The sequence below is a fragment of the Streptomyces globisporus C-1027 genome (assembly GCF_000261345.2).
Taxonomy (GTDB): Bacteria; Actinomycetota; Actinomycetes; order Streptomycetales; family Streptomycetaceae; genus Streptomyces; species Streptomyces pakalii.
In genome coordinates, this window is record NZ_CP013738.1 from 2,142,151 (window position 1) to 2,166,050 (window position 23,900).

The 23,900-nt window shown below is 69.2% G+C and carries 14 protein-coding genes and 2 pseudogenes; 11 read left to right on the plus strand and 5 right to left on the minus strand.

The annotated features are described in order from the left end of the window. The first annotated feature begins 1 nt into the window (after position 1). The gene (locus WQO_RS09420; protein WP_010057564.1) at positions 2-1,282 is read left to right on the plus strand and encodes an MFS transporter; all 1,281 of its coding nucleotides are present in this window, start codon (positions 2-4) and stop codon (positions 1,280-1,282) included. 10 nt (positions 1,283-1,292) lie between these two features. Here the strand turns inward: WQO_RS09420 and WQO_RS09425 are convergent, their stop codons facing one another. Then, entirely contained in the window at positions 1,293-1,667 is a 375-nt protein-coding gene (locus WQO_RS09425; protein WP_010057563.1) for a type II toxin-antitoxin system VapC family toxin, read from the minus strand. A 244-nt stretch (positions 1,668-1,911) separates the two neighbouring features. Next, positions 1,912-2,367 carry an ATP-binding protein gene (locus tag WQO_RS09435; protein WP_032747786.1) on the minus strand — a complete coding sequence of 152 codons (456 nt, stop codon included), beginning with the start codon at positions 2,365-2,367 and terminating at the stop codon, positions 1,912-1,914. A 196-nt stretch (positions 2,368-2,563) separates the two neighbouring features. On the opposite strand from WQO_RS09435, the gene WQO_RS09440 reads away from it, so the two are divergent. The 3 genes and pseudogenes from WQO_RS09440 to WQO_RS34860 form a co-directional block, all read left to right on the plus strand. Then, a complete protein-coding gene (locus WQO_RS09440) occupies positions 2,564-3,448 on the plus strand; it encodes a helix-turn-helix domain-containing protein (RefSeq protein ID WP_010057561.1) in 885 nt (294 codons plus the stop codon). After that, positions 3,445-3,678 carry a DUF397 domain-containing protein gene (locus WQO_RS09445; protein WP_010057559.1) on the plus strand — a complete coding sequence of 78 codons (234 nt, stop codon included), beginning with the start codon at positions 3,445-3,447 and terminating at the stop codon, positions 3,676-3,678. Before WQO_RS09440 ends, WQO_RS09445 begins: the two co-directional genes overlap by 4 nt. A 209-nt stretch (positions 3,679-3,887) precedes the next feature. Then, positions 3,888-4,271: pseudogene (locus WQO_RS34860) on the plus strand (helix-turn-helix domain-containing protein); the annotation flags it as partial. 304 nt (positions 4,272-4,575) lie between these two features. On the opposite strand, the gene WQO_RS09450 reads toward WQO_RS34860, so the two are convergent. Next, on the minus strand, positions 4,576-5,406 hold the full coding sequence (locus WQO_RS09450) for a glycoside hydrolase domain-containing protein (RefSeq protein ID WP_029182000.1): 831 nt from the start codon (positions 5,404-5,406) through the stop codon (positions 4,576-4,578). A gap of 2,072 nt (positions 5,407-7,478) precedes the next feature. Between WQO_RS09450 and WQO_RS09460 the strand changes: the two genes are divergently transcribed. Both WQO_RS09460 and WQO_RS09465 read left to right on the plus strand, forming a co-directional pair. Continuing rightward, the gene (locus WQO_RS09460) at positions 7,479-13,637 is read left to right on the plus strand and encodes an RHS repeat-associated core domain-containing protein (protein ID WP_079055639.1); all 6,159 of its coding nucleotides are present in this window, start codon (positions 7,479-7,481) and stop codon (positions 13,635-13,637) included. A 772-nt stretch (positions 13,638-14,409) separates the two neighbouring features. After that, positions 14,410-14,941 (plus strand): annotated as a pseudogene (locus WQO_RS09465) (transposase family protein); the annotation flags it as partial. A 665-nt stretch (positions 14,942-15,606) separates the two neighbouring features. Here WQO_RS09465 and WQO_RS09475 read toward each other — a convergent pair. Next, on the minus strand, positions 15,607-15,840 hold the full coding sequence (locus WQO_RS09475; RefSeq protein ID WP_010057552.1) for a ferredoxin: 234 nt from the start codon (positions 15,838-15,840) through the stop codon (positions 15,607-15,609). Continuing rightward, positions 15,840-17,309 carry an aldehyde dehydrogenase gene (locus tag WQO_RS09480; protein ID WP_010057551.1) on the minus strand — a complete coding sequence of 490 codons (1,470 nt, stop codon included), beginning with the start codon at positions 17,307-17,309 and terminating at the stop codon, positions 15,840-15,842. The genes WQO_RS09475 and WQO_RS09480 overlap by 1 nt, the downstream gene beginning before the upstream one ends. Before the next feature lie 185 nt (positions 17,310-17,494). Between WQO_RS09480 and WQO_RS09485 the strand changes: the two genes are divergently transcribed. The 5 genes from WQO_RS09485 (at position 17,495) to WQO_RS09505 (ending at position 23,895) form a co-directional block, all read left to right on the plus strand. Then, a complete protein-coding gene (locus WQO_RS09485) occupies positions 17,495-18,532 on the plus strand; it encodes an MBL fold metallo-hydrolase (RefSeq protein ID WP_010057550.1) in 1,038 nt (345 codons plus the stop codon). 398 nt (positions 18,533-18,930) lie between these two features. Further along, positions 18,931-20,199: a prenyltransferase/squalene oxidase repeat-containing protein gene (locus WQO_RS09490; RefSeq protein WP_010057549.1), complete on the plus strand. Its 1,269-nt coding sequence runs from the start codon at positions 18,931-18,933 to the stop codon at positions 20,197-20,199. After that, positions 20,196-20,936 carry an SCO2322 family protein gene (locus tag WQO_RS09495; protein WP_010057547.1) on the plus strand — a complete coding sequence of 247 codons (741 nt, stop codon included), beginning with the start codon at positions 20,196-20,198 and terminating at the stop codon, positions 20,934-20,936. Before WQO_RS09490 ends, WQO_RS09495 begins: the two co-directional genes overlap by 4 nt. Continuing rightward, the gene (locus tag WQO_RS09500; protein WP_010057545.1) at positions 20,933-22,102 is read left to right on the plus strand and encodes an energy-coupling factor transporter transmembrane component T; all 1,170 of its coding nucleotides are present in this window, start codon (positions 20,933-20,935) and stop codon (positions 22,100-22,102) included. The genes WQO_RS09495 and WQO_RS09500 overlap by 4 nt, the downstream gene beginning before the upstream one ends. Further along, entirely contained in the window at positions 22,099-23,895 is a 1,797-nt protein-coding gene (locus WQO_RS09505; protein ID WP_010057544.1) for an ABC transporter ATP-binding protein, read from the plus strand. The genes WQO_RS09500 and WQO_RS09505 overlap by 4 nt, the downstream gene beginning before the upstream one ends. Positions 23,896-23,900 lie beyond the last annotated feature (5 nt).

Below are 23,900 nucleotides of genomic sequence, written 5' to 3' on the forward strand. Positions count from 1 at the left end.
CATGAGCGTTGACGACACGACCCTCCCGCAGCAGTCGGCCACGCTGCCGAGCCCCTGGCGGTCGACCCGGTTCCGGCTGTTCTTCACGGCCCGCAGCGCGTCGCTGCTGGCCGACGGCATGCTGATGGTCTCCCTGACCACGGCGGTGCTGGGGGCGGGCCACGGGGCGAGCGGCGTCGGGTACGCGCTGGCGGCGTGGATGACCCCGATCGTGCTGCTGGTGCTGTTCGGCGGGGTGCTGGCCGACCGGTTCACGCCGCAGCTGATGATGATCTGCGCGGACGTGGCGCGCATGCTGGCCATGCTGACGCTGGCCACGCTCCTCTTCTCCTCGGACAGCGTCCCCCTGTGGCAGATCATGGGGCTGATGGCGCTGAGCGGGGCCGCGACGGCGATGTTCCAGCCCGGGATGGCGAGCATGGTCCCCCGGGTCGCGGAGGACATCCAGAAGGCCAACGCGCTACTGCGGATCTCCGAGGCGCTGAGCACGCTGCTGGGCCCGGGCCTGGCGGGCATCCTCGTCGCGTACTGGCAGGTCTCGGGCTCGTACATCGTCATCGCGGCCGCGTACGCGCTCAGCGCCCTCGTCCTCCTCCCCCTGCGCAAGCTGCACACGGAACGCGACGAGGGCGACGCCCCGATGTGGCGCAGGCTGGCGACGGGCTGGCAGGAGTTCCGGTCCCGCCAGTGGCTGTGGGGCGTGATCGCGGTCTGGTCGGTGTACGGCCTGTTCGTGTTCGGCCCGGCGCTGCCGCTGGGGGCGGCGCTGATGATCGAGCAGCACGGGGCGAGCGGCTACGGCTGGATCGCCTCGGCGGACGGCGCGGGCACGATCATCGGCGGCCTGATCGGCATGCGGGTCCGCCCGCGCCGCCCCTTGGTCGCGGGCGCCCTGGCGATGCTCTGCTTCGCGCTCAACCCCCTGGCCCCGGCGCTGGAATGGTCCTTCGCGGCCACGGCGATCGCGCACGTGATCGCGGGCTACGGCTTCGCGTTCTGGGGCGTGATGTGGGCGACGAGCGTCCAGTCGCACATCCCGCTGACGGTCCTGAGCCGCGTCTCGGCGTACGACGTGGCGGGCTCCATCATGGTCATCCCCCTGGGCCGCGCCCTGGCGGGCCCGGCGGCGGACGCGTTCGGCGCGAACGAGGTGCTGATCTTCTCGTCGGTGATGTCGTGCGCCCTGCTGGCGGTGATGCTGAGCGTCCCGGCGATCCGGGCGCTGCGGCGGGCGCCGGAGGGCGTGCTCCGGACGAAGGTGGAGGGCGAACCGGCGGTCTGATCTCGCGCGATCAGACCCGCACAACGGTCACGTCGTACTGCGGGATCCAGGCGTTCCGGGTGACGAGTACGAGGCGATGGGCCTGCGCCTGGGCGATGAGCAGCCGGTCGAAGGGGTCCTCGTGGACCATGGGCAACCGACCGGCCCGCACGCCTTGGGCGGCGGTGACAGGGATGCTTGGGAAGGCGAGGTCGCGTACGCGCTCGGCCAGGTCGCCCGGGCCCTCCAGCAGCCCGAGGTGCTGTTTGAAGGTGATCTCCCAGGGAGAGACGGCGCTGATGTGTACGGCGTCGGCGGAACCGAGGAGGTGTTTGCCCTCCTCGGACAGGTCCGGTGCGTCGTCGAGCCACCAGAGGATCACCGGAGTGTCGAGAAGAAGGTGCATCACGCCATCCCGAAGGCTGCGGAGATACGGGGGTGGGGGTCGTCGAAGTGAGGAGCGATCCGGACCTGCCCACGCAGTGAGCCGCGCCCGTGGCGCCGCACGGTCGACTCTCGTACGGGTACGGCAGGGTCACCCACGCCGCTGATCACGACCGGCCGCCGGTCGACGAGCTGGATCAGCGTGCCGCAAAACAGTGGCTCGGCAGGCGACGCCGAACGCCGCCGGAGGAGACGCCACAACCACCTCATGACATCACCGAGGGGTCGGCCACCATCGGCTCCGGTACGGAAACGACGGCAGGGGTCACGATCTCCGCCCAGATCGTCTTCCCGATCCCGCCCGGCCGCTCCTTCACCCCCCAGCAGAAGGCCAACGCGTCGACGATCAGCAGTCCGCGCCCGCCCGTGTCCAGCTCACCGGGCCATCGCACCTCGGGGCGGCCGTCACCGGCGTCGCTCACCTCCAGCCGGAGCCACGCACCCTGCTCCCGGCACTCGATGCGTACGCCGATCATCCGGTCCCCGGGAACGGCTACGCGCACGGCGTTGGTCACGAGCTCGGAGAGCACCAACTCCGCCGTTTCTACCGATTCCTGCACGGCCCGCCACTCACCGAGTTTGGCTCGGAGGAGGGATCGGGCTCGGGGGACACTGCTGCGGCTGCGGGCCAGCCAAAAGTTCACTTCACCCAGTTCATCCATCACAGCTCCACGTGGTCACGGCTCAACCGAAGTCCCTGGCGAGCGAGACCAGTTCGCCAGAACAGTCCGCCCGCCACCGTCAGAATGAGCGCGCACCATCCGAAACTGCAACGTTGCCGATGGCCTTGGCATCGCTTTTCATCCTTTCGGGTATCCGCATCCCCGACAGAGCCTCTACTTTGCTAAAGGTGTTCACATGCAGACGAAGAGCACCGCCACCAACACCTCCACCGTCCTCGGGCGTCAACTGGGCGACGAACTGAGGAAGTTGCGCGAGACGGCCGGCCTGACGACCAACCAGGCAGCGGAGGCACTCGACTGCACCAAGGGCAAGATCAGCCGGATCGAGAACGGCCGCGTGGCGGTACGACTCCCCGACCTGACAGCGATGCTGCACGCGTATCAGCTCTCCGACGACGAGATCCGTGACCGCCTCGCCTCCTTGGCGCGCAAGGCGAACCGCAGGCGTCGGGAGGGCTGGTGGAACCAGTACGGCGATGTACTGGCCGACACCTACCGCGACTACATCGCGCTCGAGGCGATGGCGGGGTCCATCCGGACCTTTCAGGCACAGTTGATTCCCGGACTGCTCCAGACCCCGGACTACATTCGCGCGGTCACGGTGGCCTCGCGCCAGTGGCAGACGGCTGACGAGATCGAGAAGTTCGTTCAAGTCCGCCTGGCGCGGCAGGAACGACTCTTGGGTGACACTCCGCTACAGCTGTGGGCCGTGGTGTCGGAAGCCGTCCTCCTCCAACAAGTCGGTGGTGCACAGGTGATGGACGCTCAGCTTCAGCATCTGCTGGCCAGCTCCGACCGCCCGAACGTGACGGTGCAGGTGCTGCCGTTCTCGCGCGGGGCTCATGCGAGTATGTTCGGCCCGTACGTAGTGCTGGGCTTTCCCGAGGAGGGGGCGCTCGACGTGGTGCTGGCGGACAACCCGTCCGGCTCCATGTGGCTGGAACGGGAGGCGGACGTCTCGCGCTACCAAGACCTGTTCGATGCCGCGCGCACATCCGCGCTCTCCCCGGCCGAGTCCCGCGCTGTCATCCATCGCAGGGCCGAGGAGCATCAAGTATGAACAGCGCACACCAGAGCACGGCGGACCTGTCGGGCGCGCGGTGGCGCACCAGCTCGTACAGCGGCGGCAACAACGAGTGCGTAGAGGTCGCCCCGAACCTCCCCCACCTGGTCCCGGTCCGCGACAGCACCCGTCCCGCCGGCCCGGCCATCACCTTCGGCCACGACGCCTGGCGGGCCTTCGTCAGCGACTTGGCACCGGCGGACGCGCCGCCTGCTGGATGGATGTAATGCCGCCGGACAGGTAGCTCGACAGGCATCGACCTGGCGCACGCCGAGTTGCGGGAACTCGGCCTGTCGAGGCCGGAGTTGGGGTACGTGGGACTGAGCTGTTTCCAACCTGGCGGGTGGTTGGACGGGCAACCCCGGCGGTGGGCATGAAGAAAGCTCCTGGTAGACGGGTTCACGACCAAGATCGCCAGTCCGCCGGGAGCTTTCGCGTGCTTGCCCACCCGTCCGGTATCGATCTGTCCAGCCGCAACCCGCAGTGCCTCTCCGGTCTGCTCGCAAGTCACCGTCGTCGGATCGGTTCCCGGTGGCGTCGCCTGACCTGTGGCCGGCAGGCCCTGCTGGTCCTGGCCCATCTGCTCTGCGGCGACACATACGCCCGCCTCGCAGCAGGTTTCCGCGTCGGGGTCGCGACGGTCTACCGATAAATACGCGAGGCCGTCGACCTCCTGGCCGCCCTCGCACCCACGCCGGGACAGGCCATGACGACCGCGCGGAACAAGGTGTACGTGATCCTCGACGGTACCGTGCTGCCGATCGACCGCATCGCTGCCGACCAGCCGTACCACTCGGGCAAGAAGAAGCACCACGGGATGCGGCGCGAACACCGCCATAACAACGGCAGCCACAGCGAGTCCTCCCAGCCAGATGAACCTCGAACGTTCTCCTCATATGCTTCCCCTCGAACGAGCCCGATCAGGAACTACCAGCGGCGGCCATCACGGAGACAGCCCCGGCAGTCGTGTGGACTGCCGGGGCCGCTGCTGTGGACCGGTCGCCGACTGACCGCGGGCTCTCGACCCGCCCATCCTCAGCCCCCGGCATGACAGCGGTCCGCCGACTCTGTCGGCGGACCGTCACGAGACTTTGAAGCTGCGTCGTACTTTTCCGGTCGACCACTCAGCCGATTATGGCGACCGGTGCGTCCCAGGAGTTACGGTCGATGGTGATGGTGTGACCGCCGCGGGTTTCCTTGCTGTTGGCCTTGTACTGGTGACCGCGGCTGTGGTCGGTGTACAGCTTCGGGTTCCAAGGCCAGTCCTTGGTGGTGGTCTCCTGCCCGTTCCACAAGGCGTACCAGAGGTTGCCTGGTAGGTCCGTACGGTCCTTGGCGGTTGCGATCGCCTTGGCGCTTGAGCTGCTGAAGCCGTAGAGGCCGGCGCGGTAGGTCTTGGCGCGGAGCGCTCTCGTGAAAGACCTTACGTAGGTGAGGGTTGCGTCGTTGCAGGCCTTGTCGGCGGTGTCGTAGGACTCCATGTTGAGGTAGATGGGGCTTCCGGCCTTCATGCCGAGTGCTGAGGCTTTGGAGATCGCGTCGTTGGCGTTGTTCGCCCCGACCGAGGCTGCGGAGGCCGCGGTGAACCTCTCCTTGTTTGCGCTCTTCTGGCAGGGCGGTTGGGCGCCGACGTAGAGGGGGATGACACGCCAGCCGATCGTGTCGACCGATTTCACCCAAGACCTGGTCAGGTTGGGCTGCGCGCAGCCGCGGTTCTTACCACCGACGTAGACCGCGACACCGCCGTAGTACGCGTCCTTCTTCCACGCCTTCATCGCAGTGAGCGAGGGCGCCGCACAAGCGTCGAACGCGCGGCCCGTGTAGGTCTTCTGCGTCGGCCACGCCGGGGCGGCTATCGAGCTCTGCGCTGCGAACCCAGCACCGCCTACGACGACGACACTTGTCGCAGCCAAGGCGATGTAGCGGTTCTTTCTGGACAACCGGTGCTTCGGCATTCCCCACCCCGATACGACGACGTGGACCCCACCCTCGATAGTTTGGAGGAGGGCCAATTTCCGGCTCAGTCTTGCAGATCTCACGGTCATCATTTTCCACAGCCGGATGCGGTGATGCCGCCATCACAGTTCTTCCTGGTTTGTCCAGATGGCTACTGAGGTTGAACGCATGGAGTCGTAGGGGCTGACAGCTCGTCGCCCGTGCGGTGGCACCGGAGCATGCGGTATCCACCAGGGCGGCCCCTGCAACCGCGGAGATCCGGCGCGTGCGTTCCAGCAAGGTCTTGCCGACCGTGTGTCCATCTACCACGGTGACGGAAGCCACCTGCGGCAAACAACGCCCGGGCCGTCTCGCGCTCCCTCGCGGTCAGCGGTGGATCGCTCCTGCCAGTCGCCCACACCGGGGACCTTCTTCTCGATCTTGCCGGTGTTCGGTGGATGGCGCCGTCAGCTTCGAGGACCAATGCCTCGCCGTACGGGCCGGGGCCAGGCCGATCTCCATACCGCCCCCGGTGTGCAAGGCTCTCGATCAGCTGCCGCGTCTTTCGGTCCCAGGCCCTGCCGCTCATTCCTGTGATCATGCCTATACGGGGTTCATCGGTAGATCCCGTCTTCTAGCGCAAGGTTGTAGCGACGGCAGGAAGCCGCCGCCACACCTCGGGCCCTGAAGGCTCAACCTGCCACAGGAGGTACACGCACCTGGTCTCGGAAATCGACCCGGCCCATGAAACACCGAAAGACCCCGCGGTCATGCACAGACTCCCGGCCGTCCGCGCGGCCCTGGGCAGATTGTCACTGGCCGACCGAAGCCGAAGCTGACCGCCTCGTCCGTCGCTTTGGTCGGCGTCATGCGCCAGCTATGAGACCTCGGAGGTGCACTGGGGCGCAACAGCTCGCGAGACACGGGTGGTGTCCATGGGGGCCTCCCATCACGCTGCGCGGTCGGGGAGGCCCCCTCGCGGCGTCAGGCTGCCTGGGTGGTTTTGGAGCAGCGGCACTTGAGGCCGAAAACGACTCCGGCACCGGCGAGGATCGCGATGCCGCCGATGGTGGCGATGACGGGGAGGTTGAGTCGGACTCCGTCTGGGCGAGGGTGCCTTCGGGGCTGGTCTCGGTCCCGCCGACCGGCTTGACCGGGAAGGGCTGCTGTTGGGTCTCGGCGGTGTGGTGCACGACGACCGCTTTGACCACGCCGCCCTGCAGGTACCCGGGAGCCTCTGGGCTGATCGACTCGTCCGCGCCCCATTCTGCCCGCGAGGTGATGGTCGGGGTCGGCACCGAGGGCATCGTCGTGCTCGGAGAGGGCGTCGGTGTCTGGGACGGTGTGGGGTTCCATCTGAGCGACGGGGAGGGCGAACCCGACGGCCTTCTGCTCGACGCCGTGGCGGTGGGTGCCGACCCGCTCACCAACGGAGCTGGCTCAGCTGGTCACTTGCCGAGGGCTTGGGAGTCCCGGTGATGCCCAGCTCGGGTTCCGCCCTTCACCGGACCGGGCTTGGCGTCCACTGTGGTACTTCCCGCAGGACTGCCGGTCACCGACTGGAACACCAGCACCCCGGATATGCCCGCCGCCATGACAACAGCCATACCCCCTGCGATTCTTCGCCGCTTCACGCAGCCCCGCCCCTTCAACTGATCCGGCCTCACCCCAGAGCAGCAGAGGCCACATGCCCGGGCACGGTGCGCACCCGAAGGGACCGTGCATCCCCCACACGATCTTCTCGTGCGTGCTCCCCCGGGCTGATGTGACCCTGCGCGAGCATCCACGCTGCAAACGTGGAGGGAAAGGCTCACCGTACCCAAGTCGCATGAGATGAGTATCACTTCACATTCAGGAACTCCGGTGTCGAACTTGGGGCCCTTGTCTCAGTTGCCCGTCTTTTATTCCCCGATAGCTTCACATCTGCATCACATGGGTGATGCAGATGTGTTTACGAGACTGAGGAATCATGACGATGCACAGTCCTGCGCCGGAGGGGCGCGGGCGGCCTTGGTCCGGGGGAAGCCTGCGCTACGTAGCGGGAAGTCTTGCCCTGGCCTTGTCCATCACGCTGCTCGATGGCACAGTCGCGATGGCTGCCGAACGTGAGTCACCCGCAGCACCCGCAGCACCGGACAAGCCGACGGCCGTCACGCAGGCCGCGGACATTCCGTCTGCCCGCGTCGCCGCCCGGCTGTCGGGCAAGCGGGTCGAGGCGCTGTCAGAGCGTATGGAAACCTCCTCGACCTGGGCGAACAAGGACGGTTCACTCACAACCGAGTTGACGGCCGGTCCAGTCCGCTTCGAGGACACTGTGACCGGGAAGTGGCGCGATGTCGATCTGGACCTGGTCGCCGTGGCTGGCGGCGGGGTTGAGCCCAAGGCCCACCCTGAGGGGCTGAAGCTGGCGGGCAGGACCGGTGCCCCGGCCGCCTCGCTGAAGGCGGCGCAGGCGGTCAAGGCCGCCGATCTGGTGACGCTCGGCGAGGGCGACGAGCAGATCACCCTCCAGTGGAAGGGCGGCCTGCCCGCCCCGAAGCTGGACGGCAACCGGGCTGAGTACGTCAATGCGGTTCCCGGCGCGGATGTCGTGGTCGAGGCGACGCGTACCGGGTTCGAGCAGTACGTCGAGATCAAGCAGAAGCCCACGACGGACGGCTACGCCTACACGCTGCCACTGAGGGCCAAGGGCCTGAAGGCCAAGCAGCAGGCCGACGGCAGCGTGGTGTTCACGGACAAGAAGAACAAGAAGACCGCGGTGATGCCCGCGCCGGTGATGTGGGATTCCACTGTCGACGAGGCATCAGGTGAGCACACCCGCCGCGTGCCCGTGGCGATGAAGGTCGTGAAGAGGGGCACGTCCATCGACCTGGTCGTCACCCCTGACGCGGACTTCCTCGCCGACCCGGCCACGAAGTACCCGGTGATCGTCGACCCGTCCACGTCGGCGCTCTCCAACGTCTTCGACACCTACGTCCAGCAGGGCGAGACCCGTGACTGGTCCACGGATGTCGAACTCGACCTGGGCAACCCGGGCACGAAGAACGCCGATGGGACCTTCCGTACCGCCCGGTCGTTCATCTCCTGGAACACCGCGCCGATCTCCGACGCGCTGGTGACGGACGCGAAGCTGTCCCTGTGGAACTTCCACTCCGGCAACTACGCCGACTCCGCCTGCCCCACCCAGCCGTGGGAGGTGTGGTCCGCCGGGGCCGCGTCGACGTCCTCCCGCTGGGCAGCGCCGAATCAGCCGGCGTGGACCGCGAAGAGGGCCACCTCCTCAGAAACCCGAGGCCACTCCTCCTGCTCGACCCAGCCTGACGGCTGGATCAACGCCAACGTGACCACCCTGGTGCAGGAGTGGGCCTCGGCCAAGGCCACCCGCGGCCACATGGGCCTGCGTGCCGCGGACGAGAGCGTCACGGGGCAGTGGAAGCGGGTCAACTCCGCCAACGCCGCCTCCAACCCGCCCAAGCTGGTGGTCACCTACAACTACCGGCCTCGCACGGGTACAAAGCAGGAGGCCGGTCCGCCGTACTTCTCCTTCGGCGGCGCCTACACCGTCAACACGGTGACGCCGACGCTCCGTGACACCTTCGTCGACCCCAACGGCGACAAGGTCAACGGCACCTTCCAGATCTTCGACAACGTCACCAACACCCAGGTCGGCGGAGTCATCGTCTCCCCGTACGTGTCCTCCGGGCAGGTCGCCTCGGCGAAGGTCCCCACCGGTGTGCTGACCAACGGCAAGACGTACAAGTTCCGCACCTCACCGTACGACGGCGCTCACTACAACGTCGGCTGGTCGGCGTGGAAGATCTTCACCGTCGACACCAGCGCCCCCTCCGCCCCGACGAAGATCACCTCCACGGACTACCCGTCCGGTTCGTGGGTCAAGGGAGCGGGTCAAGCGGGAACCTTCACCGTCACCCCGCCCGCCTCGGACCACAATTGGCTGGAGTGGTCGCTGGACGGCACGACCTGGACCAAAGCGGCCACCAACGGCGCGGTCGGCGACAAGGCCCTTTCGGTCAAGCCGCCCAAGGACGGCAGCCACACCCTACAGGTCCGCAGTGTGGACAAGGCTGACAACAAGTCCGAGCCTCTCGAGTACGACTTCCATGCCGGTCCCGGGGGCTTCATCCAGCCGTCGGAGGGAGAGAGCACGGCCCGTCGTCTGCCGCTGATCGCGGAGGCGGACGGGAGTAAGTACAACGCCGTGTCCTTCTCCTGGCGCCGATCAGAGGCGGATCCGTGGGTGAGGATCCCGGCCGGGGACGTCACCTCCGGCGGTACCGCGCTCACCGCATGGCCGGTGACACTGACCGGCGGCAAGAACAGCGGCCTGGTGTGGAACGCAACCGACACCGTCGACCCCGACGGCACAGTGCAGATCAAGGCCGACTTCACAGGGCCCAACAGTGCCGCTGGCAGCACGCAGCCACTGACGGTGGTCGTCGACCGTAACGCCGAAGGTGCCGCCACCAACGAGATCGGTCCCGGCAGCCTCAATCTTCTGACCGGTGACTACTCCCTGACCGCGACCGACGTATCCGGACTGGGTCTGTCACTCGCGCGTACAGCATCCTCGCGTGCGCCCGATGCGGCCACCCGCCAGGACGGTCAGGCGCCGATCTTCGGCAAGGAGTGGGTATCCGGTATCGAGGCCGAGGTCACCGAGTCCGGTTACAGCCACATCCGCAAGATCTCCGATACCGCCGTGGACGTGGTCACCATCGACGGTGATTCCACTCACTTCACGGCCAACGCGGCCAAGAACGGCTGGGTTCCTGAGCCGGGCTCAGAAGCTCTGACCCTGACCGGCAGCGTCACGGGCAACTTCACCCTCAACGACACGGCAGGCACGATCACCGACTTCACCAAGCCCGCCGGCGCCAGCACCTGGCAGGTCAGCAGCACCCGCAACAACGGCCAGGAGGACTCGACCACCAGTATGGAGTCCGAGACCGTCGCCGTGGACGGCAAGCAACTGGCCCGCCCGAGGAAGGTTTTCGCCCCGACCTCCGGGGCCACTTCGGCAGCCTGCAAGGCCGATCCGGCCACCAAGGGTTGCCGCCTGATGGAGTTCGTCTACGCCAGCAGTACGACCGCCACCGCCAGCACCCTGGGAGACGTCGCGGGGCAGGTGAAGGAGATTCGTCTGTGGTCGACAGCCTCCGGAGCGGCCAACGCCACATCAAAGGCAGTGCAGACGTATCTGTATGACGACAACGGTCGTCTGCGGCAGGCATGGCACCCGCAGGTGAGCCCGTCGCTCAAGACCGAGTACACCTACGACAGTGCCGGCCGGGTCACCAGGATCACACCACCTGGCGAGCTGCCCTGGACGTTCGCCTACGGCAAGGTGGGCAGCGGCGCGACCGCGGCCGACGGCATGCTGCTGTCCGCCGCACGCAGCGGGATCAAGCAGGGCACAGTCGATGTACAGGAAGGCACGGCGGCCACCTCGGTGGTCTATGACGTCCCCCTGACCGGCACCAAAGCCCCGTTCCAGATGGGCGCCACAGATGTCCGGAAGTGGGGTCAGCTCGACGCTCCGACAGACGCCACCGCGATTTTCCCCCCTGACGTGGTGCCCTCGTCCCACGCGGGTGGCGGCCTGACCACGGCCGACTACCGGAGGGCCGGCGTACACTACCTCGGCGTCTCCGGCGAGGAGAGCAACAACGCCGCTCCTGGCGGCCACATCACCACGATCGAAGGTGACCGGTTCGGTAACACGGTCCGCCAGCTCTCCGCCTCCAACCGCGCCATCGCTCTGGGCCTCACCGCAGCCGACCGCGCGGCTCAGGCCGAGCTCGGCATAGCATCACTGGCCAGCGGCGAGCGTGCGGATCTGCTGTCGACCCGTTGGGTGTTCGATGACAAGGGTGCGCGAGAGCTGGAAGAACTCGGCCCTCTTCACCGCATCGACCTCACGGCAGATCTGAAGTCCGGTTCGACCACTCTCGCAGCCGCCGGATCCCCCGTGACCGCACGGAGCTGGACGAAGAACGAGTACGACGCCGGCCGGCCCACCGATGGCACTGCGGTGATCAAGGATCAGCTCACCACATCCACCACGGGCGCACAGGTGCGTGAGCACCCGACGGTGCAGGGTGAGCAGCGAGCCGTGCGGACCGTCTACGACTGGACCAAGGGAGTCAACACCCAGACGATTCAGGACCCTGGAGGCTCGGCCATCACCGAGACCGCCCAGTACGACGCCCAAGGCCGGGTGACCAAGCAACTGCAACCCGGCGCCACCGGCACCGACGCGGGAACCCGTATCACCAGATACTGGTCCGCGACCGGAACCGGAACCTGCGCCGGTCGACCCGAATGGGCAGACCTGCCCTGCCAAACAAGCGCGGGCGGTGCGATCACCGGCGGCGGCTCGAACCCGTCCGGACTGCCCACCAACACGACCGAGTACGACTGGTGGGGCAACCCCACCAAGGTCACCACAAGTGCCAGTGGGGTCACCCGAACGGCCACCACGACCTACGACGGCGCGGGACGCCCGAGCATGGTCACGGTGACCGGCGGTCTGGGCCAGGCCCTTCCGGAGACCACGACGGAGTACGACCCCACCTCAGGAAAGCCGGTCAGGACCGTGTCGACGACCGGCGGCACCATCTCCAGGAAGTACGACCGACTCGGCCGGCAGATCTCCTACACCGACGCCGACAACGGCACCACAGCCATCGAGTACGACCTGCTCGACAGGCCCGTCAAGGTCACCGACGGTGCGCCCTCCACCACCGCCTACACCTACGACACGAACACCGACCCGCGAGGTCTCACCTCCAAGGTCACCGACTCGATCGCTGGAAGCTTCCAGGCCACCTACGACGCGGACGGCAGCGTCAGCAGCGAGACACTGCCCGGCGGGTTCACTCTCACCCAGAACCGGGACACCACCGGTGCCCTGGTCGAGCGGACGTACACGCGGGACAGCGACTCGGCACTCGTCTACTCCGACAACGTGACCGAATCCGTGCACGGCCAGGTCACTTCACATGCCGGCTGGTCCGATCAGACCTACGGCTATGACAGCGCGGGTCGGCTCAGCACCGTCGACGACACATCCGACACCGTCTGCACCCGTCGCACCTACGCCTACGACACCCGCAGCAACCGCAAGTCCCTGACCACAGCGGTCGCTGCTCCCGGCGCCGACTGCCCGACTTCTGGAGGCACCACCGCCAACCACACCTACGACAGCGCTGACCGCCTGGTCGACACCGGGTACACCTACGACGCGCTGGGCCGCACCACAGCAGAGCCCGGCAGCACGCTCAGCTACTACGTCAACGACCTGATCCACCAGCAGTCAGCCGGTACCAAGCGACAGACGTGGCAGCTCGACGCCGCACAGAGACTGCGGTCGTGGAAGGTCGAGACAGGCAGCGGCACAAGCTGGACCCAGACCGCCGCAAAGGTGAACCATTACGGCGACGACGGAGACAGCCCTCGATGGATCGTCGAGGACACCGCCACTGGAGCCGTCACTCGTAACGTCACCTCCGCCACGGGCAGCCTCGGCGCCACCACGAGCAAGACGGGTGACACCGTTCTGCAGCTGAGCACCATCCACGGCGACGTTGCACTGCTGCTGCCGCTGGACACCACGAAGGCGCCGGTGGCGCTCGACCATGACGAGTTCGGCAATCCTCGCACTGGACAAGCATCCGCTCGCTACGGATGGCTCGGCAGCAAGCAGCGTTCCACGGAGACGGTTACGGGCGATGTGCTGATGGGCGTACGCCTGTACAACCCGTCAACCGGCCGATTCCTGCAGTCGGACCCTGTGTACGGCGGCTCGGCGACGGCCTACGACTACGTCAACCAGGATCCGGTCAACAGCTACGACCTCAACGGTCAGCGACGCTGGGTGCGCAAGTGCGGTACCGATTGGGGCTGGAGGGGGTACTCCTTCTGGTGCAAGTTTTACGTCACCCGCTACCACACGGAGATCCTCAAGGACGACATCAGCACCATGGGGGCTGCGGGCGCAGCCGTCGCCGAGGCGTATATGTGCGCCAGGCTCAAACACCCCGTGGCCGCCGGCGCATGTACGGCCCTGGCCTGGGCCTACACCTGGTGGTCAGTCAACAACATCAACGCGGCAGTTAAGCGGGGAGGTTGTTTCACCTGGAAGTTCGGAGCCACCGTGGGCCACGGAGTCTACGGTTGGGCACGTCCCGGCAACGTGAGCAAGAAAGACAAGTACTGCAAGCGCAAGTAGCGAGTCGGTGACCCCCCAGCATTGACTCGACGGGTGCCGGTGGCGTCCACGACACCACCGGCACCCGACCCACCTGTCCACTGAATCGAAGGCGCCATGCCGAATCGTCCAGATCTTCCTGCTGTTCCGCGCTCACCGGGCGCCGAGGTCACTTTCCGGCTGGGCACTCTTCAGATCGCCCTCCCCGTCCTTGTCGGCACATTGGTCGGCACCGGCCTGGTCTACGCGGCCACGGCGGCAACTTCATCACCGATGCAGCCCACCGAGCTCATGCAGTGCCTTGTGGCCGCCGCGATTGCCACCGTGGCCATTCCTTTGCTGTCACGCCGGTACGGAGTGGCAATCACACAGGATGCCCTCATCGTCCTCGGAGACCGCCGCTCCCGGATACCACGCGAAGCCGTCCGCGGAATCGACGTGCGAAGCACTCTGGGCGTACGGCAAGTATCGATAATTCTCAAGAGCGGTGAGCGAGCATCACTGCGTGCTCCCATGTCACTCGCAGACCGACGCTTCGAGGACAAGGTACGGATTCTCGATGACTGGTGCAGTGAGGGGCCCACAGCGGGGCCTGATGAACCTCGGTGATCCCATAAAGTATCGGCCCTCGGCACTGCCCCCCGGGGCGGCGCCGAGGGCTGGTAGTGGTAGTGAGCCCCTTTCAACCTGGCCGTGGGGCTGTGGCTTTGGTCGGTGCATGCTGTACTGAACGACGAAGCTCCTGGTAGACGGGTTCTCGACCAAGATCACCCGAGTCCGCCAGGAGCTTCGCGTGCTTGCCTACCCGTCGTCGATCTATCTTTCCAGTAGTACCGTGCAGCACCTGGCCGAGCAGCTTGCAGTCCGGCGACGGGAGATCGGTACCCGGTGGCGACGCCTGCCCGCCGGCCGCCAGGCCCTGCTCGCCCTCGCCCACCTTCGGTGCGGCGACATCTACGCCCAGTTTGCCGCCGGCTTCGGAATCGGCATCGCGACCGTCTACCGGTACATACACGAGGCCATCGAAGTCCTGACCGCTCGCGCACCGACCCTGGCCCAAGCGATGGAAACGGCCCGGACGAAAGCGTTCGTGATCCTGGACGGCACTCTGCTGCCGATCGACTGGGTCGCCGCCGAAACTCCCTACTACACGACTCGGTAAACACAAGCGGTACGGCGTGAACGTCCAGCTCCTCACCGACCCATTCGGCCGACTGCCCTGGGCTTCCCCGGCTCCGCCCGGAGCCACTCAGGACCTGACCGCGGCCCGAAGCCATGGCATCGTCGACGCGCTCGCGGTCGCAGGACTGAAGTGCTGGGCGGACAGTGATGATGGTTCATGGCGTCACCGACAGGTCTGTCCCTTGGGCTGACTGACCGGAATCTCGTTCACTTCTATCTCGTCTTCTCCTGGGTTGAAATACTCGCCGTTCAGGGGTGGGCGGCTCCGGCTCACAAGAGGGTGTCCATTCGGCGTCACCCCGACGAGAAGCTGTCGGTCTCCATCACGTCGGAGGAGGCGTCTCTTCTCTTTCGCGCCCGTTCCGTCGTCCTGTCCGCAGCGCGCGTGGGGTTGGTGTCGTCATCCGTGTAACCGGTGCCGGACACGGCCCCTCGCGATGGGACTGGCAGGCCTGTGGTTTGGAGGTGGCGGAAGGCGCCGAGGTGCCCACTGCGGCGGCTTCCCCGACGGAGGCTATTCACATGGTCGCCGGTTTCGAAGTGGAACCGACCCTGACGATCGATGCAGCGATGCCCGATGCCCTGGAGCAGCTCGATCTTCAGTGGCACGAGAAGGCGTGGCCCGTGCTCGCCGGCCCAGGGTCCGGGACGTTCCTCATTCTGCCGCCGGGGAGCGGTGGCGTTGCCATCGGATGGGTCCCCGTCAAGGACATCGCTCCCCCTGGCCTGCCGTCGCGCATCGCTGCGGTGACCGGGACTGCCGACTTCGTTGCGTTGTCCGCAGACGGGACACACCTTGCCGCTCCCCTCACTCCTCCGGCGGAAAGACCACCTCCCCCGACCCCGCCAGCGTCAGCGTGATCGCCTCCACCGGGCAGCCCTCCGCCGCCGCCAGGACGTCTTCGCCCGCGTCGCGGTCCTCCTTCGTCGGGTGGGACTGGCGGGCCGAGTCCAGGTGGAAGGCGTCGCCCGCGTGGTTGACGCACATGCCGGAGCCGATGCAGACCGAGCGGTCGACCTCCACGTGCCAGCGGTCGCCCATCACGCCTCCCGGTAGCCGGCGGGCAGGTGGATCATCTTGTGCTCGAAGAACTCGCCGTAGCCCTCGGGGCCGAACTCGCGGCCCAGGCCCGAGTTCTTGTAGCCGCCGAACGGGCCGAGCATGTCCAGGCTGAAGGTGTTCACGCTGTACGTGCCCGTGCGGACCCGGCGGGCGATGTCGATGCCGCGTTCCGTGTCCGCCGTCCAGACGCTGCCGCTGAGGCCGTACGGGGAGTCGTCGGCGATGCGGACCGCCTCGGCCTCGTCCCCGTACGGGATCAGGCAGATGACCGGGCCGAAGATCTCCTCGCGGGCGATGCGCATCGAGTTGTCGACCGAACCGAAGAGGGTGGGTTCGACGTACCAGCCGCGCTCCTGGGAGGCCGGCACGTTGCCGCCCGTGAGGATCTTGGCGCCCTCCTCCTGGCCCAACCTGATGTAGTCCAGAGAGCGTTGCTGCTGGCGTCGGGCCACCAGCGGGCCCAGTTCCGTTGTCGGGTCCAAGGGGTCGCCCACCCGCAGGGCTCCGGCCGCTGCCGCGAACGCCTCCGCTACTTCCTCGTAGCGGCTGCGTGGCGCCAGGATGCGCGTCTGCGCCACGCACGCCTGGCCGTTGATCATCCACGCGAACGGGACGATCCCCGCCACCGCCGCCTCCAGGTCCGCGTCCGGGAGGATGACTGCTGCCGATTTGCCGCCCAACTCCAAAGTGACGCGGGTCAGGTTGCGCGACGCCACCTCCATCACCCGGCGGCCGGCCGCCACCGAGCCGGTGAAGGAGACCTTGTCCACGTCCGGATGGCCCACCAGGTACTCGCTCACCTCCCGGTCGGCCGGGAGGATGGAGAGGACTCCGGGCGGCAGGCCCGCCTCTTCTGCTATCTCCGCCAACACATACGCGTCCAGTGGGGTTTCCGGGGAGACCTTCAACACCGCCGTGCAACCCGCCAGCAGCGCCGGGGCCAGCTTCGCCGCCGCCGTGAACTGCGGGACGTTCCATGGGACGACCGCCGCCACCACCCCCACCGGTTCACGGCGGACCAGCAGCGGGCCGAGGACGCCGTCGCGCCGTTCCTCGTACGGGAACGCCCGCGCCAGCGTGATCGCCGAATCCCAGACCATCATCGCGGCCAGTGCCTGCACCATGACGCTCGCGCTGTACGGGGTGCCGTTCTGCGCGCTGATCAGGCGCGCGAACTCCTCGTGGCGTACGGCGAAGGCGTCCTTGATCCGGGTGATCACCGCGATCCGCTCGTCCAGGCTCATCCTCGGCCAGGGGCCCTCGTCGAAGGCGCGGCGGGCGGCGGCGACCGCGCGGTCCACGTCCCCCTCGGACGCGTGCGGCACGCGGCCGATGACCTGTTCGGTGTGCGGGGAGATCACCTCGATGACCTCGGTGCCGAGCGGATCGGTGAACTCCCCGCCGATGAACAGCTGTCCGTGTTCCACAAGCTCCGTAAGTTCCGTCATGGCTGTTGCCTCCCGCGAACCTGTCCACCGCACCCGAAACTGACTGTTCGTCAGAACTGATACCAGTTCCTGATCGAGGAGTCCACGGCGCGGACCGCGCCCGGGGAGCGAATAAGTGGCAGACCAGGGCTACCACTGGAACAAGTTCTCGTTACAGTGGAGGCCGAGCCGCAGAGGGGGAGCCCATGACGCAGGTGACCGACCACGGTGGAGGCGTCCACAGCATCAAGGTGCCCATCCCCGACAACCCGCTCGGGCACACCCTGGTCCACCTCGTCGACACCGACCGCGGGCCCGTCCTCATCGACACCGGGTGGGACGATCCCGCCTCCTGGGACACCCTCGTCGCCGGGCTCTCCGCCCTCGGTACCGCCGTCACCGACATCCAGGGCGTCGTCATCACCCACCACCACCCCGACCACCACGGCCTCTCCGGCCAGGTCCGCGAGGCCTCCGGGGCCTGGATCGCGATGCACGAGGCCGACACCGCGATCGTCCGGCGCACCCGGGAATCCGAGCCCGGCACCTGGCTCGACTACCTCACCCGCAAACTCGCCGCCGTCGGCGCGCCCGACGACCACCTCGCCCCGCTGCGCGCCGCCCGCAGCGGGGGGCGGCTGCGGACCCTGCCCGGGCTGCGTGCCGCCCTGCCGGACAGGGAGATCGTCCCCGGTGAGCTGCTCGATCTCGCCGGGCGGCGGCTGCGTGCCGTCTGGACGCCCGGGCACACCCCGGGTCACGTCTGCCTCCATCTGGAGGAGCGGCATCCCGCCGGGCTGGCGGGGAACGGGCGGCTGTTCTCCGGCGATCACCTGCTGCCGGGAATCAGTCCGCACATCGGGCTGTACGAGGACCCGGACGACACCGCCGTCACCGATCCGCTGGGCGACTACCTCGCCTCGCTGGAGCGGATCGGCCGGCTCGGGGTGGCCGAGGTGCTGCCCGCGCACCAGCACGCCTTCACCGACGCGGGCGGGCGGGTGCGGGAGCTGCTGGACCACCACGAGGAGCGGCTGACCGGACTCCTCGCCCTGCTCGCCACGCCTCTCACCCCGTGGCAGCTCGCCGAGCGGATGGAGTGGAACCGGCCTTGGGAGCAGATCCCGCACGGTTCCCGGTCCATCGCCGTGTCGGAGGCCGAGTCCCACCTGCGGCGGCTCGTGAAGCTCGGCCGCGCGGAGGCCGTCCCGGGCGGGCCCCCGGTGACGTATATCGCCGTGTGACGCCCCGCCCCGTCGTGCCCGCGCCCCGGTGGCCTACATCGCCGTGTGAGCCGCCACCGGGGACGACCCCTGCGGCCTACTTCGGCGTCTGAGCCCGACCCCGACCCGGACGACCCCGGTGACGTACGTCGCGACGCGTGGCCCCGGCCCCTCCTCTACGGACCGGTAGAGTGGGCAGGTCGTCATCATGCCCGTACAGGGGGACGCCGGAGATCACCGGCGCAGCGCCCCAGCCGTGACCCGTCCGCCCGACGGCAGCCGGACCGCCCTCCGCGGAGCGTGACCGGCTCGGGCCACCGGAACCCCGGTGGCCGGCACCGTCGAGGCATACGGGGCCGGAGCCCGGTGCCCTCGTGCGCCCGGGGAGTCCGGCCCTCGCAGGAGAGGCCCAGCCAGCCATGACCGTACGCCGCAGCGCAGCCGCGCTCGCGACCACCGCCGTGCTCCTGGGCGTCGCCGCCCCCGTGGCGGTCGCCCCTGTGGCGGTAGCCGCACCGAGTCCCTCTCCGTCGGCGGATCTGCCGGCCGGGCTCTACGGCACCACGGACCCCACGTACGACGGGGTGTGGCGGCAGTCGCTCGCCTTCCTCGCGCAGAAGATCGAGTACGTCACGCCGTCGACGCAGGCGGTCGACTGGCTGGCGGGCCAGCAGTGCGACAGCGGGGCGTTCACCTCGTACCGGGGCGACACCTCCAAGCCCTGCGACGCGTCGACCGTGATGGACACCAACGCCACCGCCGTCGCCGTCCAGGCCCTCGTCGAGATCAACCAGCGCCGCGAGGACGCCAACAACGGGGCCGACTGGCTGAAGTCCGTGCAGAACGAGGACGGCGGCTGGGGCTACAACCCGGGCAGCCCGTCCGACGCGAACTCCACCTCCATCGTCATCGGCGCGCTGGCCCGCACCGGCGTCCCGGTCAACGAGCTCACCACCAAGAACGGCAGCACCCCCTACACCGCGCTCCAGTCCCTGGCGATCGCCTGCGGTGAGAAGGACGGCGGCGCGTTCGCCTACCAGCCGGGCAAGAAGGGCGAGCTGGCCGCCAACATGGACGCCACCGCGGCCTCCGTGCTCGGCCTGATGGGCAAGGGCATCGCCTCCGGCACGTCCAACGCGGTCAAGGACCCCTCCTGCACGAAGGGCGACGACCTCAGCCCGGAGCAGACCGCCCAGAACGGCGCCTCCTTCCTCGCGGACACGCTGAAGAAGCAGCCGTATCTGGAGCAGGCCCCGATGCCGGGCGCCGAAGAATCCACGCCGCAGCCCGACTACGGCAACACCTCGGACGCCGTCGTCGCGCTCGCCGCCTCCGGGCACGCGGACCAGGCGAAGGCCTCGGTCGCCTGGCTGCAGAAGAACGGCACCGGCTGGGCGAAGCAGGGCGGCCCGGCCGCCACCGCGCAGCTGATCCTCGCCGCGCACGCCACCGGCGCCGACGCGCGCAGCTTCGGCGGCGTCGACCTCGTCAAGCAGCTCAACTCGATGGGGCCCTCCCCGGCCGCCACCGCCCTCCCCTCGCCGACGCCGACCGGCCCGCAGCCCTCCAGTGGCACCGACAGCGACGACGGCGGGCTGAGCCTGGGGTGGCTGATCGGCATCGGGCTGCTCGCCGGTACCGGCATCGGCTTCCTGCTCAGCATGCGCGGGAAGAAGAAGCAGCCGTGAGCCGTACGCCGGAGGATTCGGCAGCCGTGAGCCCTGCACAGGCCGCTGCCGCCCGGCTTCGCGTTCCCCTCGTCTCGCTGCTCGCCGCCCTGGTCGCCGCCTCCGCCGTGCTCCTCGGCGCGGGCAGCGCCCAGGCCGCCGGGTACCGCTACTGGTCCTTCTGGGAGGGCAACGGCAAGAACTGGGAGTACGCCACCCAGGGGCCGTCCCTTCTGCGCCCGGACGACGGTACGGTCCAGGGCTTCCGGTTCGCCGTGAGTGAGGACTCCGGCGACGCGGACCAGCCGCGCCGCGCCCCCGGCTTCGGGGCGATCTGCGCGGACACCCCGGCGAAGGACGGCCGGAAGCGGGTGGCACTGGTGATCGACCCGGGGACGACCACGGACGCTCCGGACGGGGAGAAGCCGCCGGCCCTGCGGACGGCCTGCGCCCAGGTCGCGCCGGACGCCAGCAGCGCGGAGGCGCTCGCCGCGGTGGCGAAGCCGCTGCGGTACGACGACAGCGCCATGCTCTGCGCGATCTCCGGCTATCCGAGGACGGGCTGCGGCGAGCAGGTGTCCGGCGACACCGGCAGCGCGAAGCCGTCCGAGCCCGCGAAGACCACCGGCGACCAGGACAAGGGCGAGGGCGAGGAAAGTGACGGCGGCGGCGGCCCGTCCGTCGGGCTCCTCGTCGGCATCGGCGCCGTCCTGCTGCTCGGCATCGCCGCCGTCGTCCAGGCCCGCCGCCGCCGGTGACCGCCGCCCCCGCCCCGGCCCGGCGGCTGCGCCGGGCCCTGCACGCCCCCGAGGCGGACCGCGCCAACGCGCTGCCCGCCGGGGCGTGGTGGCTGTGGGCGCTGGGGCTCGCCACCGCAGCCTCCCGGACCACCAACCCGCTGCTGCTCGGGCTGCTGGTCGGCGTGGCGGGGTATGTGGTGGCGGCCCGGCGTACGGACGCGCCGTGGGCCCGTTCGTACGGGGCTTTCATCAAGCTCGGCCTGTTCGTCGTGGCGCTGCGCCTGGTCTTCTCCGTCTTCCTCGGCTCGCAGATCCCGGGAACGCACACCGTGTTCACGCTCCCCGAGCTGCCGCTGCCCGACTGGGCGCAGGGCGTGCGGATCGGCGGTCGGGTCACCGCCGAACAGCTCGTCTTCTCCCTCTACGACGGGATGAAGCTGGCCACCCTGCTGATCTGCATCGGCGCTGCGAACGCGCTGGCCAATCCGGCGCGGCTGCTGAAGTCCCTGCCCGGTGCGCTGTACGAGGCCGGGGTCGCCGTCGTGGTCGCGATGACGTTCGCGCCGAACATGGTGGCCGACGTGGTCCGGCTGCGCACCGCGCGCCGACTGCGGGGGCGGCCGACCGGCGGGGTGCGGGCGGTGGCGCAGATCGGGCTGCCGGTGCTGGAGGGGGCGCTGGAACGGTCGGTGGCGGTGGCCGCGTCGATGGACGCGCGGGGGTACGGGCGTACCGCCCAGGTCCCGGCGGCCGTCCGGCACACCACGAACCTCCTCACCCTGGGCGGGCTGCTCGGGGTGTGCGCCGGTACGTACGGGCTGCTGGCCGCGCAGGGGGCGGTGTACGGGCTCCCGTTGCTGCTGGCCGGTCTGGTCACCGCGATGGCCGGGCTGCGGCTCGGCGGGCGGCGCTCGGTGCGTACCCGCTATCGCCCGGACCGGTGGGGTGTGCGGGCCTGGCTGGTGGCGTGCTCGGGTGCGGCGGTCGCGGCGGCGATGATCTGGGCGGGCACGGTGGATCCGGAGGCGCTGCGCCCCGGTGTCGTACCGCTGACCGCGCCGGTGCTGCCGCTGTGGCCCGCGGCGGCGGTGCTGATCGGGCTGCTGCCCGCGCTGGTCGCCCCCGTACCGCCGTCGAACCGGGCGGCCGACAGACCAGTGCGACGCGGCAAGGAGCAGGCGTGATCAGGTTCGAGCGGGTCTCCGTGCGGTACGAGGGCACGGAGCGCCCCACACTGTCCGGGGTCGACCTCACGGTCCCCGAGGGCGAACTCGTGCTGCTCGTCGGCCCCTCCGGTGTCGGCAAGTCGACTTTGCTGGGTACGGTCTCGGGGCTCGTCCCGCATTTCACGGGCGGGCTGCTGTCGGGCCGGGTCACGGTGGACGGCCGCGACACCCGTACGCACAAGCCGCGTGAACTGGCCGATCTGGTCGGGACCGTGGGCCAGGACCCCCTGGCGCACTTCGTCACGGACACCGTCGAGGACGAGCTCGCGTACGGCATGGAGTCCCTGGGTCTCGCCCCGGACGTGATGCGCCGCCGGGTCGAGGAGACCCTCGATCTGCTGGGCCTGGCCGAGCTGCGCGACCGGCCGATCGCGACCCTGTCGGGCGGCCAGCAGCAGCGGGTGGCGATCGGTTCGGTGCTCACGCCGCACCCGAAGGTGCTGGTGCTGGACGAGCCGACCTCGGCGCTGGACCCGGCGGCGGCCGAGGAGGTCCTCGCGGTGCTCCAGCGGCTGGTGCACGACCTGGGCACGACCGTGCTGATGGCCGAACACCGGCTGGAGCGGGTGGTGCAGTACGCGGACCAGGTGATCCTGCTGCCCGCCCCGGGCGCACCCCCGGTGATGGGGCCGCCCGACGGGATCATGAAGGTGTCGCCGGTCCGGCCGCCGGTGGCCGAGCTGGGCCTGCTGGCGGGCTGGGACCCGCTGCCCCTGTCGGTACGGGACGCCCGGCGCGCGGCGGGCGGGCTGCGGGAGCGGCTGGCGGATGCGTCGCCGCCCGCGCCCACGGGGACGACGGGAGCACCGGAGGGCGCGTCGGGTTCGAAACTGCCGGGGGCCGCGGCGCCCGCGCGGGCGGACGCTGCCCCGGCGTCGGGGCCGGGGCCGGCACCGGTGCCGGTGGTCGCCGCGGAGCGGCCCCGCCCCGGCCGCCTCGCCCGGCTGCTGGGACGAGGGCACGCCGCCCCGGTCACCCCGGCCGCCGCCGATCCGGTCACCCGGGTCGACGGGCTCGGGGTGCGGCGCGGCCGGGTCGAGGCGCTGCGGCGGGTGACGCTCACCGTGGCTCCGGGCGAGACCGTGGCCCTGATGGGGCGCAACGGGGCCGGCAAGTCCACGCTGCTCGGCGCGCTCGTCGGCATGATCGAGCCCACCGCGGGCTCCGTGCGCGTCGGCGGCCTGGCCCCGGCCCGGACGGACCCGCGCGCGATGGTGCGCCGGGTCGGCCTCGTACCGCAGGAGCCGCGCGATCTGCTGTACGCGGACACGGTGGCCGCCGAGTGCGCGGCCGCCGACCGGGACGCGGGCGCGGCGGAGGGCGCCTGCCGGGCGCTGGTGTCGGAGCTGCTGCCGGGGGTCGGGGACGACACCCATCCCCGGGACCTGTCCGAGGGGCAGCGCCTCGCGCTCGCCCTGGCGCTGGTGCTGACGGGCCGCCCGCCGCTGTTGCTGCTGGACGAGCCGACGCGGGGCCTGGACTACGCGGCGAAGGCCCGGCTCGTCGGCGTACTGCGCGGACTGGCGGCCGAGGGACACACGATCGTCCTGGCGACGCACGACGTGGAGCTGGCTGCGGAGCTGGCGCACCGGGTGGTGATCCTCGCCGACGGGGAGGTCGTCGCGGACGGACCGACGGGGCAGGTCGTGGTTTCCTCCCCCGCGTTCGCCCCGCAGACGGCGAAGATCCTCGCCCCGCAGGAGTGGCTGACCGTGTCCCAGGTGCGCGGGGCGCTGGAGGCGGGAGCGTGAAGGCG